The sequence below is a fragment of the Brevundimonas sp. genome, from assembly GCF_036732845.1.
Taxonomy (GTDB): Bacteria; Pseudomonadota; Alphaproteobacteria; order Caulobacterales; family Caulobacteraceae; genus Brevundimonas.
Genome location: NZ_DAINBO010000003.1, coordinates 53,654 through 68,668 on the forward strand (window position 1 = coordinate 53,654; position 15,015 = coordinate 68,668).

Consider the following 15,015-nt stretch of genomic DNA (forward strand, 5'->3'; position numbering starts at 1 on the left):
GCCCGTGTTCGGCAAGCGCACAGCAGCACCCGGCGGATACGCCCCGGTCCCGCGGCCGGCGGCCGAACCCGCCTTCGCGCCCGAACAGCCGCCCGCGGGCGTCCAGACCGAGGCCTTCGCCTTCGGCGGCGCCGAACCGATGCCGGACGCCGCACCGTCGCCGGCCGCTGAAAGCCCTCGCTCGGACGGCGCCGACCGCCTGGACGCCCTGGCCGCCCGGCCCAAGCCGCAGGCCTCCGCCGCGCCCAAACCCAGTCCCGGTCCCAAGCCGACCGCCGGTCTGGAGCAGTTGAAGAAGGCCCAGGCCGTAGCCGAGATCGTCCGCGAGCAGTCGGACTATTACCACGCCACCAAGACGACCATCTTCAACGCCCTGATGAATACGATCGACCTGGCCCAACTGGCCCAGCTCGATCCCAAGGCGGCGGCCGAGGAGATCCGCGACATCGTCGCCGAACTGGTGGCGATCAAGAACGTCTCCATGTCGGTGGCCGAGCAGGAGCACCTGGTCCAGGACATCGTCAACGACGTCCTCGGCTATGGTCCGCTGGAGCCGCTTCTGGCGCGCGACGACATCGCCGACATCATGGTCAACGGCGCCGGGCGGGTCTTCATCGAGGTCGGCGGCAAGGTGCAACTGACCAATGTCCGCTTCCGCGACAACACCCAGTTGATGAACATCTGCCAGCGGATCGTGTCGCAGGTCGGCCGCCGCGTGGACGAGAGCAGCCCCATCTGCGACGCCCGCCTGCCGGACGGGTCGCGCGTCAACGTCATCGCCCCGCCGCTGGCCATCGACGGCCCGACCCTGACGATCCGCAAGTTCAAGAAGGACAAGCTGACGATGCGCAATCTGGTGGAGTTCAGCTCCATCAGTCCCGAAGGCGCGCGGGTCCTGGGCGTCATCGGCGCCAGCCGGTGCAACGTCGTCATCTCGGGCGGCACCGGCTCGGGCAAGACGACGCTGCTGAACACCCTGACGGCCTTCATCGACCCGACCGAGCGCGTCATCACCTGCGAGGACGCGGCCGAGCTTCAGCTCCAGCAGCCGCATGTGGTGCGCCTGGAGACCCGGCCGCCGAACCTGGAAGGCCAGGGCATGATCACCATGCGCGACCTGGTCAAGAACTGCCTGCGGATGCGCCCCGAACGGATCATCGTCGGCGAGGTGCGCGGGCCTGAGGCCTTCGACCTGCTCCAGGCCATGAACACCGGCCACGACGGCTCCATGGGCACGCTGCACGCCAACAGCCCGCGTGAGGCCATCAGCCGGATGGAGTCCATGATCACCATGGGCGGCTACGGCCTGCCGTCCAAGACCATCCGCGAGATGATCGTCGGCTCGGTCGACGTCATCATCCAGGCCGCGCGCCTGCGCGACGGTTCGCGCCGCATCACCCACGTCACCGAGGTGGTGGGACTGGAAGGCGACGTCATCGTCACCCAGGACCTGTTCATCTACGAGATCACCGGCGAGGACGAGAACGGCAAGATCATCGGCCGCCACCGTTCGACCGGCATCGCCCGCCCCCGCTTCTGGGACCGCGCCCGCTATTACGGCTTGGAGCGCGAGCTGGCCGAAGCCCTGGACGCGGCCGAATGAGCGGCCTGTTGCCCATTCTCGCGGCCGTTCTGGCCTTCATCACCATCGGCGGTCTCGGCTGGGTCTTGGTCGGCGGCGACGATTCCGGCGCCCAGGCGGTCAAGCGCGCCCAGACCTTCGCCAAGCCCAGCGCCGCCCAGACGCGCAAGAACGCCCCGGCCGCCAACACGCCCGAGATGCGCCGCAAACAGATCCTGACCCAGCTTCAGGAGGCCGAACGACGCGAGCGCAAGGCGCGCATGACCATGGCGGCCAAGCTGAAACAGGCCGGGCTGTCGACCAGTCTGCGGACCTTCATCATCATCAGCGTGGTCATGGGCGTCGTCGCCTTCGGCCTGACCCTGTTGTTCGGGATGAACCTCTTCATGGCCCTGGGCCTGGGGGCGGTGTTCGGTTTCGGCCTGCCGCGTTGGGTCGTCGGCTTCCTGGGCAAGCGGCGGATGAAGAAATTCTCGGGCGAGTTCGCCAACGCCGTCGATGTCATCGTGCGCGGCATCAAGTCGGGCCTGCCGGTCCACGACTGTTTCAAGATCATCGCCCGCGAAAGCCCCGCCCCCCTGGGTCCCGAGTTCCAGAAGCTGGTCGAGGGTCTGGGCGTCGGCCTGACGCTCAGCCAGGCCCTGGACAAGATGTTCGAGCGCATGCCGACGCCGGAACTGCGCTTCTTCGCGATCGTCATCGCCATTCAGCAGAAGACCGGCGGCAATCTGGCCGAGGCGCTGGGCAATCTGTCGACCGTGCTGCGCGCGCGGCGGATGATGGGCGAGAAGATCAAGGCCCTGTCGTCCGAGGCCACGGCCTCGGCCGGCATCATCGGCTCGCTGCCGCCGGTGGTCATGACCCTCGTGATGATCACCACCCCCGCCTATATGATGCTTCTCTTCACCGACACGCGCGGCCAGTTCATGCTGCTGGGGTCGGGCATCTGGATGACGCTGGGCATCCTGATGATGAAGAAGATGATCTCCTTCAAGTTCTGATGGTGCGGACATGAAAGCGATCATGGACCTGTTCACCGACCCGCAGAGCCTGCTCAGCATGGTGGTGGGCCTTCTGGCCTTCGCCACGGTGTTGACCGTGCTGGGGTCCTTCGGCGGCGGCGTCAGCCTGGAAAAGCGCATGAAGGCCGTCGGCGAGCGCCGCGAGGAGCTGAAGCGCCGCTCGCGCGCCGCCATGGCCGGGCCGGGCGGCCTGCGTCACACCGACGAGGGTTTCAAGAAACGGGTCGTCGACCGCCTGAACCTGACCAAGCTCTTGGAAGACCCCAAGGTCGTCGAAAAGATGAGCCAAGCGGGCTTTCGCGGGCCGCGCCCGATCACGACCTTCTACTTCTTCCGCTTCGCCGCGCCCTTCATCTTCATGGGGGTGGCGGCCTTTTATTTGTTCGTCTTCAATGATTTCGGCCTGCCGGTGATGAGCCGGGTGACGGCCGTCGTGGCCGCCGCCGTGGCCGGCTACTATGCGCCGAACCTGTATCTGTCGAACCGCATCGCCAAGCGCCGCACCTCGATCATGCAGGCCTTCCCCGACGCCCTGGACCTGCTGCTGATCTGCGTCGAATCCGGCATGTCGATCGAGGCCGCCATCCAGAAGGTGGGCCAGGAGGTCGGCGGCCAGTCCATCGACCTGGCCGAGGAGCTGACCCTGCTGTCGGCCGAACTCAGCTATCTGCCGGAACGCCGCATGGCCTATGAGGGTCTGGCCCGGCGGACCAATCATCCGGGCGTCAAGTCGGTGGCCACCGCCATGACCCAGGCCGAACAATACGGCACGCCCCTGGGTTCGGCCCTGCGCGTCATGGCCAAGGAGAACCGCGACCTGCGCCTGGCCGCCGCCGAGAAGAAGGCCGCCGCGCTTCCGGCCAAGCTGACCGTGCCGATGATCGTCTTCTTCCTGCCGGTGCTGTTCGTGGTGATCCTGGGACCGGCGATCATCAACATCCAGGACACGATGGCCAAGGGCGGCTGACCGGCGGTCGGCCCGTGAGGGACCAGGGGCGCCCGACGTTTGCCGTCATCCTTGTGTTCATGCAGCTAATTGTATATACGATCTGTCGTGGCCGTCACTTTCGACCCCGACAGGGATGCGGCCAATCGGGCCAAGCATGGCGTGTCATTGGCGCTGGCGGAAGCGATGGTGATCGAGGCGTTCATCGTCGATGATCGCGCCGACTATGGCGAGGTTCGCTATCGCGCCGACCAAGTTCGCGCCATCAGTTTGAGGCGTAGTCATTTGAAAGAGTATCGCCGTCATGTCCGTTGATCCGCCCGATCCCGAAAACCCCGAATGGACCCAGGCGGACTTCGCACGCGCCCAGGGTCCCGAGGCCTTGCCCGCCCATGTCTTGGCCGCCTTTCCGCGCACGCGGGGCGCCCAGAAGGCGTCAACCAAGACCGCCGTCTCGCTTCGGCTGGACGCCGACGTGGTCGACTATTTCCGCAAGACCGGGCCGGGTTGGCAGACGCGGATCAACGCGGCCCTGCGCCGCGTGATGGGCTGACGCCTCAACCCTCGGCCAGTTTGCGCAGGTTCTCGCCGATCTCGGCATAGGCGGCCTTGATCGCCTTGCGGTGCTTGTCGTGGAACAGCTCGCCGCGCAGGCCCGAGAAGATGACGCCGTTGGCGACGATGCAGTTTCCGCGCTCCAGCTCCTCGATCTCGATGTAGCGCACGGTGTTGAACAGCCAGCCGCGCTTTTCGATCAGCACCAGTTGGGCCAGCGGCTGCCATTCGCCGACGCCGTGGGCGGCGAAGCGTTCGGGCAGGCCGGGCAGGCGCTCGGTCAGGCGGATCGCGCCGCCATAGGCGATGGCGCCGGAGACCTCGGTCTCATAGGGATTCCACCGGCTCCACCCGTCCAGGTCGGTGACGATGTTCCAGATGACCTCGCTGTCGGCGCGGATTCCGACGCGGCTCTCGATGCGGCTGTCCATGGATCGCGATCTGACACGGCCCGCGCGGCGGGTCCAGCGTCAGCTCAGCCAGGGGGCGCGCGGCTCACGTGCCAGCATGGCGTCATAGGTCGGGCGCGGCCGCACCACGGCCCAGCGGTCGCCGTCCACCAGCACCTCGGGGACCAGGGGGCGGCTGTTGTATTCCCCGGACATCACCGCGCCATAGGCCCCCGCGCCGGTGAAGGCGACCAGGTCTGCGGCCGTCAGCGGCGGCAGGGCGCGGTCGCGGGCGAAGGTGTCGCCGGTCTCGCAGACCGGGCCGACCACGTCGTACGGCCGAACCTCGCCCGCGCGCGGCCGGATCGGGACCAGGCCGTGGAAGGCGTCGTACAGGGCCGGGCGCATCAGATCGTTCATGGCCGCGTCCAACACCAGGAAGCGCCGTCCGTCGGAGCGTTCATTGACCTGGATGACCCGGCTGACCAGCACCCCGGCGTTGGCGGCCAGCAGGCGGCCCGGTTCAAAGGCCGCCTCGACCTCCAGTCCGCGCAACACCTGGGCCGCCATATCGACATAGGTCTCGACCGCCGGGGTCTGGTCGGTGTCGGCATAGGGCGCGGCCAGCCCGCCGCCCAGGTCCAGCCGCGTGACCGTCAGCCCCTGTCCGCGCAGGGTCTGCGTCATGTCGCGCAACACCTCGAACGCGGCTCGCAACGGGGTCAGGTCCTTGATCTGGCTGCCGATGTGGCAGGCCAGGCCGACGGGGTTCAGATGGGGCGACGCCGCCGCGCGGGCGTACAGGTCCAGGGCCTCGCGAACCGGCACGCCGAACTTGTCGCCTGCGCCGCCGGTGGTGATCTTGGCGTGGCCGCCGGCGCCGACGTTCGGATTGACCCGGATCGCCAGCGTCGCCTGCACGCCCTTGGCCGCCGCCGCGGCCGCCAGCCGCTCCAGCTCGATCCCGCTCTCGACATTGATCTGGCGCACCCCGACGTCCAGGGCGAAGGTCAGTTCGGCGTCCGTCTTGCCGACGCCCGAGAAGATGATCCGTTCGGCCGGAATTCCCGCCGCCAGGGCGCGCCGGATCTCGCCCTCGGACACGGTGTCGGCCCCGCAGCCCTCGGCCGCCAGGGTCGCCAGCACCGACAGGTTGGAATTGGCCTTCACCGCGAAGGCGATCAGAGCGTCGCCCAGATCCGCCCGCCGTGCGTCGCAGGCCGCGCGCAGCACACCGTAATGCCGCCTCAGGGTCGCGGCGGAATAGACATAGACCGGCGTGCCGACCTGGGCCGCGATCGTCTCCAGCGACGCGTTTTCGGCGTGAAGGGCGCCGTCCCTCGGCGTGAAATGATGCAAGGCCTATTGCGGCCCGCGTCCGGCCGCCGTGCCGCCGATCAGGTTCGGCGGGCCGCCGTCGATGGGCACCTGGCTGGACGGACGGTTCAGGGTCGCCGGTTCGGGCAGTTTCGGGGCCGAGGCGTCGCGCGGCGCGCGCTCGGTCTGGCGTGCGCGCGGGGCCTCCAGATCGGCCATGCGGCCGCAGGCGGCGGCGCCGAGCGCCAGAAACACAACGGCCGTCAGGGTCATCATCTTCACAGGCGCGTCCTCCAGTCCTTGATGCGCGCCCGAACCTGATCCGGCGCCGTGCCGCCGAAACTCATGCGACTGGCGCAGGAAGCCTCAGGGCTGAGCACCTTGTAAACCGCGTCCTTCACGCCAGGCTCGATCGCCCGCAATTCGGTCAGCGGCAGTTGCATCAGGTCCACGCCCAGGGCCTCGGCCCGCTTCACCGCCGCGCCGGTCACATGGTGCGCCTTGCGGAAGGGCAGGTTCAGTTCGCGCACCAGCCAGTCGGCCAGATCGGTGGCGGTCGAATAGCCCGAACCCGCCGCCGCCCGCATCCGCTCGACGTTCGGCGTCAGGGCCAGGACCATGGCCGTCATGGCCGTCAGGGCCAGGTCCAGCGCGTCGAAGGCCTCGAACACCGGCGGCTTGTCCTCCTGCATGTCCTTGGAATAGGCCAGCGGCAGGCCCTTCATCACGGTGGACAGGGCGACCAGGGCGCCGGTGATGCGTCCGGTCTTGGCCCGCACCAGCTCGGCCGCGTCGGGGTTGCGCTTCTGCGGCATGATCGACGAACCGGTGGTCAGGTCGTCGGGCAGGGTGACGAAACCGAACTGCGGCGTCATCCAGATCACGATCTCCTCGGCCAGGCGCGACAGATGCCCGGCGCAGATCGAGGCGGCGGCCAGGCTCTCCAGCGCGAAGTCGCGATCCGACACCGCGTCCAGGCTGTTGCCCATCGGCCGGTCGAAGCCCAACGCCCGGGCCGTCGCCTGACGGTCGATGGGGAAGGGCGATCCGGCCAGGGCCGCGGCGCCCAGCGGGCATTCGTTCATGCGCGCGCGGGCGTCGGCGAACCGCCCCGCGTCGCGGCCGATCATCTCGACATAGGCCATCAGGTGGTGGCCGAAGGTCACCGGCTGGGCCGGTTGCAGATGGGTGAAGCCGGGCATCAGATCGTCGGCGTGCTGTTCGGCTCGATCCAGCAGGGCGCGTTGCAGCGTCTTCAACTGCTGACCCGTCCGGTCGCAGGCGTCGCGCACCCACAGGCGGAAATCGGTCGCCACCTGGTCATTGCGGCTGCGCGCCGTGTGCAGACGCCCCGACGGCTCGCCGATCAGCTCGGCCAGCCGGGCCTCCACATTCATGTGGATGTCCTCGAACTGGTCGCGGAAGGGGAAGGTCCCGCCGGTGATCTCGCCCTCGATGGTCTCCAGTCCGTTCAGGATGGCCTCGCCGTCCTCGGCCGTGATGATCTCCTGCGCCATCAGCATGCGGCAATGGGCGCGCGACCCGGCCAGATCCTGCGCCCACAGGCGTCTATCGACGCCGATGGAGACATTGATCGCCTGCATGATGTCGGCGGGCTTGGCGGAGAAGCGCCCGCCCCACATGTCTTGACCCCCGTGCCCAGGCTTGGCCTTAGTCTCAGCATTGGCGTCGGAGTGGTCGGGCATGAGCGAACCAGCAAAGAAAAGGGGCGTGAAGCCCTGGATGATCGGGTTGGCGGTGGCGGGCGTCTTGGCGATTGCCGCGCCGTTCGTCCTTTTTGGTGTGCTATCGACTTACTTGTCTGAGGCCAAGTTCGAGGTCCAGACAAATGCGCCTCGTCAAAGTGATCTGGCCCGGTTCGCCGTCGGTCCCCTGGCCAGTCTGCAAACCCCCGCCGTCCTGACGCCCGCGCCCGACCATGTGTTCAAGGACGATCAGGGGCGCGACGTGCGCCTGGCCGATTTCCGGGGGCGGGTGGTGGTGGTCAATCTGTGGGCCATGTGGTGCGCGCCCTGCCGCACCGAGATGCCGACCCTGGCGCGCCTGGCCCAGGCCTATCCGGGCGGCGACCTGGTGGTCCTGCCGATCAATGTCGACGTGGGCGAAGACGCCATCGCCGACGCGCGCAGCTTCATCGGCGTGCACGAGCCGCTGCCGATGTATTCGGACCCGAAATTCCAGATGCCCTTCCTGTTCCCCGGCAAGGGCAAGATGCCCCAGACCATATTGCTGGACCGCCGGGGCCGGGTGCGCGCCGCCTTCTCGGGCGAGGCCGACTGGGCCAGCCCCCAGGCCCGCGCCCTGATCGACGCCCTGTTGGCCGAGGGAGCTTGAGCCGAGGGGTTCGCCGGGACCGCCATTGTCATGGAAGGCGTCCGGTGGTGGCTGGGGGCGGGATCGAACCGCCGACCTGTGGGTTATGAATCCACCGCTCTAACCATCTGAGCTACCCAGCCTCTCGATCCCGGATCGGAAGGCCCGCGCGCCGTGTGTCCGCGCGCGAGAGGCGTGCCTATATAGGGCCGGGCCGGGGGGTTCAAGTCGCCTGACGGCATCGACGCGCCTGCGGTGCGACGCCGCATCGCTCCGGCGTTCCGCGCGTTCCAAGCTGGTCCGTTCCAGACCTCTCACGCCGGAGACCGCCATGCGCCTGATCGTCGCCGCCGCCCTGGGCCTGACGGCCCTGTCCGCCGCCTGCCGCGCCGACGGCCAGACGCCGCCGCCGGGCGCGCCGCTGGAGACCCGGCCGGCCAATGCGCCGGACCAGAGACCGGCCTTCCCCGGCCAGACCCGCGCGCCCGCGGTCCACACCCAGGCGGCCCTGTCGCACACGGTCGTGGCGTCCGGCCTGTCGCATCCCTGGGGCCTGGCCCTGTTGCCCGACGGGCGCTGGCTGGTGACCGAGCGGCCGGGGCGGCTGCGCCTGGTCACCGCCCAGGGCGCGGTCGGCGCGCCGATCCAGGGCCTGCCCGCCGTCGACGCCCAGGGCCAGGGCGGCCTGCTGGACGTGGCCGTCGGCCCGACCTTCGCGAGCGACCGCCTGATCTATTGGAGCTATGCCGAACCGCGAGAGGGCGGCAACGGCACGGCCGTGGCGCGCGGCCGCCTGTCCGACGACGGCGCGCGGGTCGAGACCGTTCAGGTGGTCTTCCGCGCCCGCCCGACCTACGCCGGGCGGCTGCATTTCGGCTCGGCCCTGGCCTTCGCCCCGGACGGGACCCTGTTCATCACCCTGGGCGAGCGTTCCGACCGCGCCATGCGGTCCCACGCCCAGCGGCTGGATTCGCACCTGGGCAAGGTGATCCGCGTCAACGCCGACGGCTCGGTTCCGCCCGACAACCCCTTCGTCGGCCGCGAGGGGGCGCTGCCCGAGATCTGGTCCCTGGGTCATCGCAACGTCCAGGGGGCGGCCATCGGTCCCGACGGCGCCTTATGGACCGTCGAGCACGGCGCGCGCGGCGGCGATGAACTGAACCGGCCGCGCGCGGGGACCAACCACGGCTGGCCCGACGTCGCCTACGGCGTCGAATATTCCGGCGCTCCGCTTGGTCAGGACGTCACTGCGCGCGAGGGCGTGGAGCAGCCCGCCTATTACTGGGACCCGGTGATCGCGCCGGGCGGGGCGGTCTTCTATGACGGCGCCCTGTTTCCCGAATGGCGCGGAAACCTGCTGGTCGCCGCCCTGAAGGAGAAGCACGTCGCCCGCCTGGTCATCCGCGACGGCCGGGTCGTGGGCGAGGAGCGCCTGCTGACCGATCTGGACGCCCGCATTCGCGACGTCGCCATCGGTCCCGACGGCGCGGTCTGGGCGATCACCGACGAGGATGACGGCAAGCTGGTCCGGCTCGGCCGGGGCCAAGGCCGCGGCGGATATGCCAATCGGTAAATACCGAAATACAAATAGAGTATAAAATAATCCGCATTACCTATAAATACTGATACCGATATGAACTTGTGATCGCTGCGCATCAATTGGATCAGCAACGTGTCACAAATGAAGCTTTCTCGTTGCTAGTGTGAAGCAAGACAATATTGTGACCCCAAGCGCCCGAATGTCGGCGCCGTTCGATATTGGGGGAGCCTCAAGTGGCCATCACGAAATCCAGACTGCTGAACACCACCATGATCGCCGGTGCGACCGTCGCCATGGGCCTGGGCGCCCTGCCCGCCGTCGCCGCCGCCCAGGACCCGGCCGGGACCGCCTCTCAGGTCGAGGAGGTCGTGGTCACCGGCTCGCGCATCCGCCGCGACGCCACCACCGCCCCGACGCCGCTGATCCAGATCACCCGCGAAGAGATGGACCAGTCGGGCGAGGCCAACGTCGTCGACTATCTGGCCGACATCCCGGCCCTGACCTTCTCGCAGGTGCCGGAAGACACCACCGGCTCGAACCTGAACGACGGCGGCCTGTCGCTGCTGAACCTGCGCGGCCTGGGCGCGGCGCGCACCCTGGTGCTGGTCAACGGCCGTCGTCACGTCGGTTCGGCCCCCGCCTCGCTGGCGGTCGATGTCGACACCATCCCGCGTCTGTTGATCGAGAACGTCGAGGTCATCACCGGCGGCGCCGCCTCGGTCTACGGCGCGGACGCCGTGTCGGGCGTGGTCAACTTCATCCTGAAGGACGACTACGAAGGCCTGGAGATCGATGGCGCCTATTCGCAGATCAACCAGGACGGCCAGACCTCCAAGCGCATCGGCTTCCTGTGGGGCGAAAACCTGTTCGACGACACCCTGAACGTCTATCTGACGGGTGAGTACAAGGAGAACGATCAGGTCATCGACGCCGACATGGACTGGCTGCGCGAAGGCTGGACCCTGCTCGCCGTCGACGCCGATCCCACGACGCCGAACAACGACGGCGTGACCGACGCCATCCTGATCAACAACGCCCGCACCTTCCAGCGTGGTCCGGGCCGCGGCGGCATCACCATCCTGGCTACCGGCGTCCAGCCGTCCCCGGCCAGCGACCCGGACGTGACGGCCGTGACCTGTTCTGCCGTGACCTTCTCGGCCGGCTGCTTCTACGTCGCGCCGTCGAACAATCCGAACAACGCCTTCGTCTATAACAACCAGGGCCAGTCCGAGGCCCTGGTGTTCGGTTCGATCCGTCAGGGCACCGGCAACCGCATCATCTCCAACGGCGGCAACGGCCAGCCCCTCAACACCGATCAGGGCGGCGCCTCGCGTTTGCCGCAGTCCGAGGAATGGCGCGCCCAGGCGGGCTTCACCTGGGATCTGTCGGACAACGTCACCGCCTTCGGTGAGGCCAAATACGCCGAGGAAGAGACCTACGACGAAGGCCAGCGCACCTTCTACGACTTCAACATCCGCCAACTGGCGCCCGGAACCATGGGGGGCATCTCGTCCTCGAACGTGTTCGAGATCGGCCTGGACAACGCCTATCTGCCGTCCAACGTGCGCCTGGCGATCCAGAACAACATGCGCCAGACCTTCAACGCGGCCGGCGTGGTCACCTCGACCGTCGCCGACCCGCGCGCTCAGCATAAGTCGTATCCGACCACGCGGTCGCAACTGAACAACCGCAATCTGCAACGCTATGTCCTGGGTCTGCGCGGCGACGCGGGCGACGTCGGCTTCATCAAGAACCTGAACTGGGAAGTCGGCTACACCTACGGCGAGATGAACAACGAGAACGCCGAAATGGGGGCGGACTCCATCCGCATGCAGGCTGCGGCCGATGCTGTGGTCGACACCGCCGGCATCGTCCACGGCCGTCCGGGCGAGATCGTCTGCCGCGTGCAGCTTCTGCGCGCCCAGGGCACGCCGGCGCCGGACGTCTCGGGCTATTCGCGCCAGGGCGCCGTGGTCAACGACTGCGTGCCCGTGCGCATCTTCGGCGAAGGCGGCTTCTCGGACGCGGCCCTGAACTACATCAACGCCACCATCCGGGTGACGGATCAGAACCGCCAGCAGGACTTCCTGGGCTTCATGTCCGGCGAGCTGTGGGACTTCTGGGGCGCCGGCCCGATCGGCTTCGCCATGGGCGTCGAAAGCCGCAAGGAAACCACCTCGGGCACCGGCCGCAGCGCTCCCTCGGGCGGCCGCATGCTGTTCCTGAACGAAGGCCCGGACTTCCCGGCCGTGTCCTACGAGACGCGCGAAGCCTTCATCGAACTGCGCGTGCCGCTGTTCCAGGATAGCTGGCTGGGCCGTTCGGCCGAAATCTCGGGCGCCTATCGCACCGCCGACTACACCACCGTCGGCATCCAGGACACCTATTCGATCCAGGCCTCCTGGCGTCCGATCGACGACCTGCTGTTCCGCTTCACCCAGAACACGGCCATCCGCGTGCCGGATCTGGGCGAACTGTACGAGCCGGCGGGCGAGACGTTCCGCAACTTCCTGGGCAACGACCCTTGCGTCGTGACCGTGATCAATGCGGTCGCGGACCCGACGGCCCAGGCCAACCGCCGCGCCAACTGCCGCGCCCTGTCGCTGGCGGCGGGCTTCAACTTCTCGTTCAACGATCCTTCGGCGCCGGACGCCTTCCAACCGACCTACAGCACGGTCGGCACCTCGGGCCTGAGCGGCGGCAACCCGTTCCTGGTCCCGGAAACCTCGGACTCCTTCACCGCCTCGGTGGTGTGGACGCCGTCGTACTTCCCCAACTTCTCGCTGGTGCTGGACTACTACAAGATCGAGATCGACGACGCGATCGACACCACCACCGGGCTTCAGAACGCGGTCCAGTGCGTGAACGGCAATACGATCAACCAGGCGGCGTGCGACACCATCACGCGCGATCCGACCACCTGGATGATCTCGACCTTCATCGAAGGTTCGCTGAACTACGCCAAGCTGACCGCGGAAGGCGTCGACTTCTCAGCCAAATACCGCTTCGACATCGTCGATGTGATCGGCCAGGACTGGGGCCGCATCAACTGGAACCTGCGCGGCTCCTACACGATCGAGCAGCATGACTTCGTCAACATCGGCGATCCGACGGATTCGACCGACTACGAGGACGGCATCGGTTCGCCCTATGTGCGGTTCCTGTCGACGGTCTCGTGGCAGCCCAGCGATCGCCTGACCGTGTCGTGGGATTGGGACTGGCAGGGCAGCCAGGAGATCGGCGACGCCGACGCCCTGGTGGCCAATCTGGATCTGCGCGCCTCGCGCAAATATCTGGAGACCGGCGACTTCAGCCAGCACGACTTCACGATGGCCTATCAGGTGAACGACGACCTGCGGGTCCGCGCCGGCGTGGTCAACGCCTTCGACGCCGAACCGGCGCACTGGCTGGGCCGCAACACCAACGACAACTTCGACATGTTCGGCCGACGCTTCTTCGTCAACTTCAACTACAAGGTCTGGTAAGCCCCCCAAAGGCATCACTGGAACGCCTGGGGCGGCTCGTCAGAGCCGCCCCTTTTTCTATGTGCGGGGGGGCGCCCCGCGGTGCGGGCGTCGGTTCCTGGCGCACGACCGATCCGCGCCCGCAGCCCCTTCTGTTCAACGGATGCGGCGCACGAAAAGGCCGCCCCCGCGAAGGAGCGGCCCATAGAGGCGCGGCGGGCGCGGCGCCGGGATCAGGATTCGATGCGGACGCCCTGTTCGATCAAGGCGTTGACGCGGTCGCGGACCTCGACGCCCAGGGGCGTCAGGCGCAGGGTCTTGGAATTGCGGCTGGCGCCGTAGCCCAGCACCTCGATCAGGCCCAGGTGCGGCGGCAAGGACCAGCGCGCGCCCGGCGCCGCCAGAGAGCGGATCGAGCGCGAGGCCGTGGCCGGGTTCAAGCCCGCCAAGGCCGCCAGTTCGGTGACGCTGATCCCCTCGTTCTCGCAGAGATAGAGGAAGGTCACGATGTTGTTGGTGGTGATGCCGACGTCCAGGGCGCGGAAGATCTCCAGCGCGGCCAGAACCGCGTCGCGCCGACGCCCGGCCGACACCGGCGCGACGTCGGCCCGAAGCTCGGTCTCAATCGACATAGGGCCTCATGCGGCCCACGGCCTGGCTTTGCGGCAGCAGACGGGACGGCGCCTTCTGGCGGCCGCGGCGCGTGGTGCGGCTTTCACGGAAGTCCAGGGCGGCGTCGCCGTAGTTCCGCTTCAGATCGATCAGGAAGCCTTCGATGGTGCGCTGATGGTCGGCCGCTTCAACGAAATCGGCCGCATCGATGTCGATGACGATCGTCGCGCGCAATTTCATGTGTCACCTTTCGGGTCTCTAATACAGAAGGCAATGAGAACATTGCCAATTACACCCTCTGTATCACAAGAATTGCTCTAAAATTGAATAGATTTTGCTTAAATCGGCGTAATGATCGAAGCTTGCGTCTATGTAAATCTTATCGCGAGCAAGCAAACGGCTAAGCTAATCTATGCAATCAGCCGTACGGTGCGTGCATCGTTTGCAAATATGCACGTGATGCATGATCTTGATCCTCCGTTTCGGACGGATCAACACCTGCATCTCATTCTGAATAAGATTTAACGTTCTTCGTTTCTGGCCGGGCGGCGGTTCTCCGCCTCAGTCGTCCCCGCGCAGGGCGGGGGTCAGCGCCCAGCTCAGCACCACGGCCGATCCGGTCTCGCCGTCGTCCTGGGCCATCAGGGCGGTGGCCTCGTCCAGCAGGGCGTTGATCCGCTTCAACCGCGCGGCGTCCGGTCGTCCGAAGGCCCGGCCGAAGCCCAAGGCCCGCCCCGGACCCGAGGCCTGGACCGTGCTCTCGGCGAAGCCGCGGCGGAAATCGCGTTCGGTCTGGCGCGAGAAGGCGGCGGCCACCTCGGTCAGGCTGTCGCGCACGGCCGGCAGTTTCAGATCGCGGCTGATGCCCATGCGCGGCGAGCGGGCGGCGTACAGTTGTTCGCGTCGCCGGTTGACCACGCGGTGTCCGTCGGTGCGGATCAGGTCCGCATCCAGCAGTTGCTGGATATGGTGATACAGGGCCGAGGGTTTGGCCCCCAGCCATTCGGCCAGTTCGCGCACCGACAAGGCGCCGGCGATCTGCAGCCGGGACAGGATGTCGTACCGACGGGCGCCGGCCAGACAACGGATCTGAGCGGGGTCGGCGATCAGGTCGATTTCCGATGCGTCGGTTTTCATTGTTACCGTTTCGTAATCTTGCGCCTGTGCTTCGTGTCCTGCCGAGCGGGCGCTTGTCAACCGGTGACATCCGACGCGAACTGGACGAAGGACGCCGGTCTCGGCTACCGGGGACGC

At 67.4% G+C, this 15,015-nt stretch carries 15 protein-coding genes and 1 tRNA gene; 8 read left to right on the top strand and 8 right to left on the bottom strand.

All coding sequences use genetic code 11. The features are described 5' to 3' along the window. Nucleotides 1-4 precede the first annotated feature (4 nt). The 5 genes from V7D63_RS02075 to V7D63_RS02095 all read left to right on the top strand — a co-directional run bounded on the left by V7D63_RS02075 (nt 5) and on the right by V7D63_RS02095 (nt 4,103). Nucleotides 5-1,603, top strand: coding sequence for an ATPase, T2SS/T4P/T4SS family (locus tag V7D63_RS02075; RefSeq protein WP_442882106.1), 1,599 nt, complete (start codon nt 5-7; stop codon nt 1,601-1,603). Between the two features lie 5 nt (nt 1,604-1,608). Further along, nucleotides 1,609-2,583 carry a type II secretion system F family protein gene (locus V7D63_RS02080; protein ID WP_333590662.1) on the top strand — a complete coding sequence of 325 codons (975 nt, stop codon included), beginning with the start codon at nt 1,609-1,611 and terminating at the stop codon, nt 2,581-2,583. 22 nt (nt 2,584-2,605) lie between these two features. Next, entirely contained in the window at nt 2,606-3,571 is a 966-nt protein-coding gene (locus V7D63_RS02085; protein ID WP_333590591.1) for a type II secretion system F family protein, read from the top strand. Between the two features lie 87 nt (nt 3,572-3,658). After that, complete coding sequence (locus tag V7D63_RS02090) at nt 3,659-3,865, top strand: BrnT family toxin (RefSeq protein ID WP_333590592.1); 207 nt, start codon at nt 3,659-3,661, stop codon at nt 3,863-3,865. Further along, nucleotides 3,855-4,103, top strand: coding sequence for a BrnA antitoxin family protein (locus V7D63_RS02095; protein WP_333590593.1), 249 nt, complete (start codon nt 3,855-3,857; stop codon nt 4,101-4,103). The genes V7D63_RS02090 and V7D63_RS02095 overlap by 11 nt, the downstream gene beginning before the upstream one ends. Nucleotides 4,104-4,107: 4 nt before the next feature. On the opposite strand, the gene V7D63_RS02100 is transcribed toward V7D63_RS02095, so the two are convergent. The 4 genes from V7D63_RS02100 to argH are packed head-to-tail and all read right to left on the bottom strand — an operon-like array spanning nt 4,108 to nt 7,517. Then, on the bottom strand, nt 4,108-4,536 hold the full coding sequence (locus tag V7D63_RS02100) for an SRPBCC domain-containing protein (RefSeq protein WP_333590594.1): 429 nt from the start codon (nt 4,534-4,536) through the stop codon (nt 4,108-4,110). Nucleotides 4,537-4,575: 39 nt separating this feature from the next. Beyond that, nucleotides 4,576-5,853: a diaminopimelate decarboxylase gene (gene lysA / locus V7D63_RS02105; protein WP_333590595.1), complete on the bottom strand. Its 1,278-nt coding sequence runs from the start codon at nt 5,851-5,853 to the stop codon at nt 4,576-4,578. 3 nt (nt 5,854-5,856) lie between these two features. After that, nucleotides 5,857-6,087, bottom strand: coding sequence for a hypothetical protein (locus tag V7D63_RS02110; RefSeq protein WP_333590663.1), 231 nt, complete (start codon nt 6,085-6,087; stop codon nt 5,857-5,859). Between the two features lie 2 nt (nt 6,088-6,089). Next, nucleotides 6,090-7,517 carry an argininosuccinate lyase gene (gene argH, locus V7D63_RS02115; RefSeq protein WP_333590596.1) on the bottom strand — a complete coding sequence of 476 codons (1,428 nt, stop codon included), beginning with the start codon at nt 7,515-7,517 and terminating at the stop codon, nt 6,090-6,092. A gap of 112 nt (nt 7,518-7,629) precedes the next feature. On the opposite strand from argH, the gene V7D63_RS02120 reads away from it, so the two are divergent. Next, entirely contained in the window at nt 7,630-8,166 is a 537-nt protein-coding gene (locus V7D63_RS02120) for a TlpA family protein disulfide reductase (RefSeq protein ID WP_333590597.1), read from the top strand. Between the two features lie 45 nt (nt 8,167-8,211). On the opposite strand, the gene V7D63_RS02125 is transcribed toward V7D63_RS02120, so the two are convergent. Next, nucleotides 8,212-8,288: transfer RNA gene (locus tag V7D63_RS02125), tRNA-Met, on the bottom strand. 188 nt (nt 8,289-8,476) lie between these two features. Between V7D63_RS02125 and V7D63_RS02130 the strand changes: the two genes are divergently transcribed. Beyond that, complete coding sequence (locus V7D63_RS02130) at nt 8,477-9,718, top strand: PQQ-dependent sugar dehydrogenase (protein WP_333590598.1); 1,242 nt, start codon at nt 8,477-8,479, stop codon at nt 9,716-9,718. Nucleotides 9,719-9,918: 200 nt separating this feature from the next. Continuing rightward, entirely contained in the window at nt 9,919-13,170 is a 3,252-nt protein-coding gene (locus V7D63_RS02135; protein WP_333590599.1) for a TonB-dependent receptor domain-containing protein, read from the top strand. Nucleotides 13,171-13,382: 212 nt separating this feature from the next. On the opposite strand, the gene V7D63_RS02140 is transcribed toward V7D63_RS02135, so the two are convergent. The 3 genes from V7D63_RS02140 to V7D63_RS02150 all read right to left on the bottom strand — a co-directional run bounded on the left by V7D63_RS02140 (nt 13,383) and on the right by V7D63_RS02150 (nt 14,898). Then, on the bottom strand, nt 13,383-13,781 hold the full coding sequence (locus V7D63_RS02140; protein ID WP_333590600.1) for a MarR family winged helix-turn-helix transcriptional regulator: 399 nt from the start codon (nt 13,779-13,781) through the stop codon (nt 13,383-13,385). Continuing rightward, nucleotides 13,771-14,001: a hypothetical protein gene (locus tag V7D63_RS02145; protein WP_333590601.1), complete on the bottom strand. Its 231-nt coding sequence runs from the start codon at nt 13,999-14,001 to the stop codon at nt 13,771-13,773. Before V7D63_RS02145 ends, V7D63_RS02140 begins: the two co-directional genes overlap by 11 nt. A 321-nt stretch (nt 14,002-14,322) precedes the next feature. Then, complete coding sequence (locus tag V7D63_RS02150) at nt 14,323-14,898, bottom strand: helix-turn-helix domain-containing protein (RefSeq protein ID WP_333590602.1); 576 nt, start codon at nt 14,896-14,898, stop codon at nt 14,323-14,325. Between the last annotated feature and the right edge of the window lie 117 nt (nt 14,899-15,015).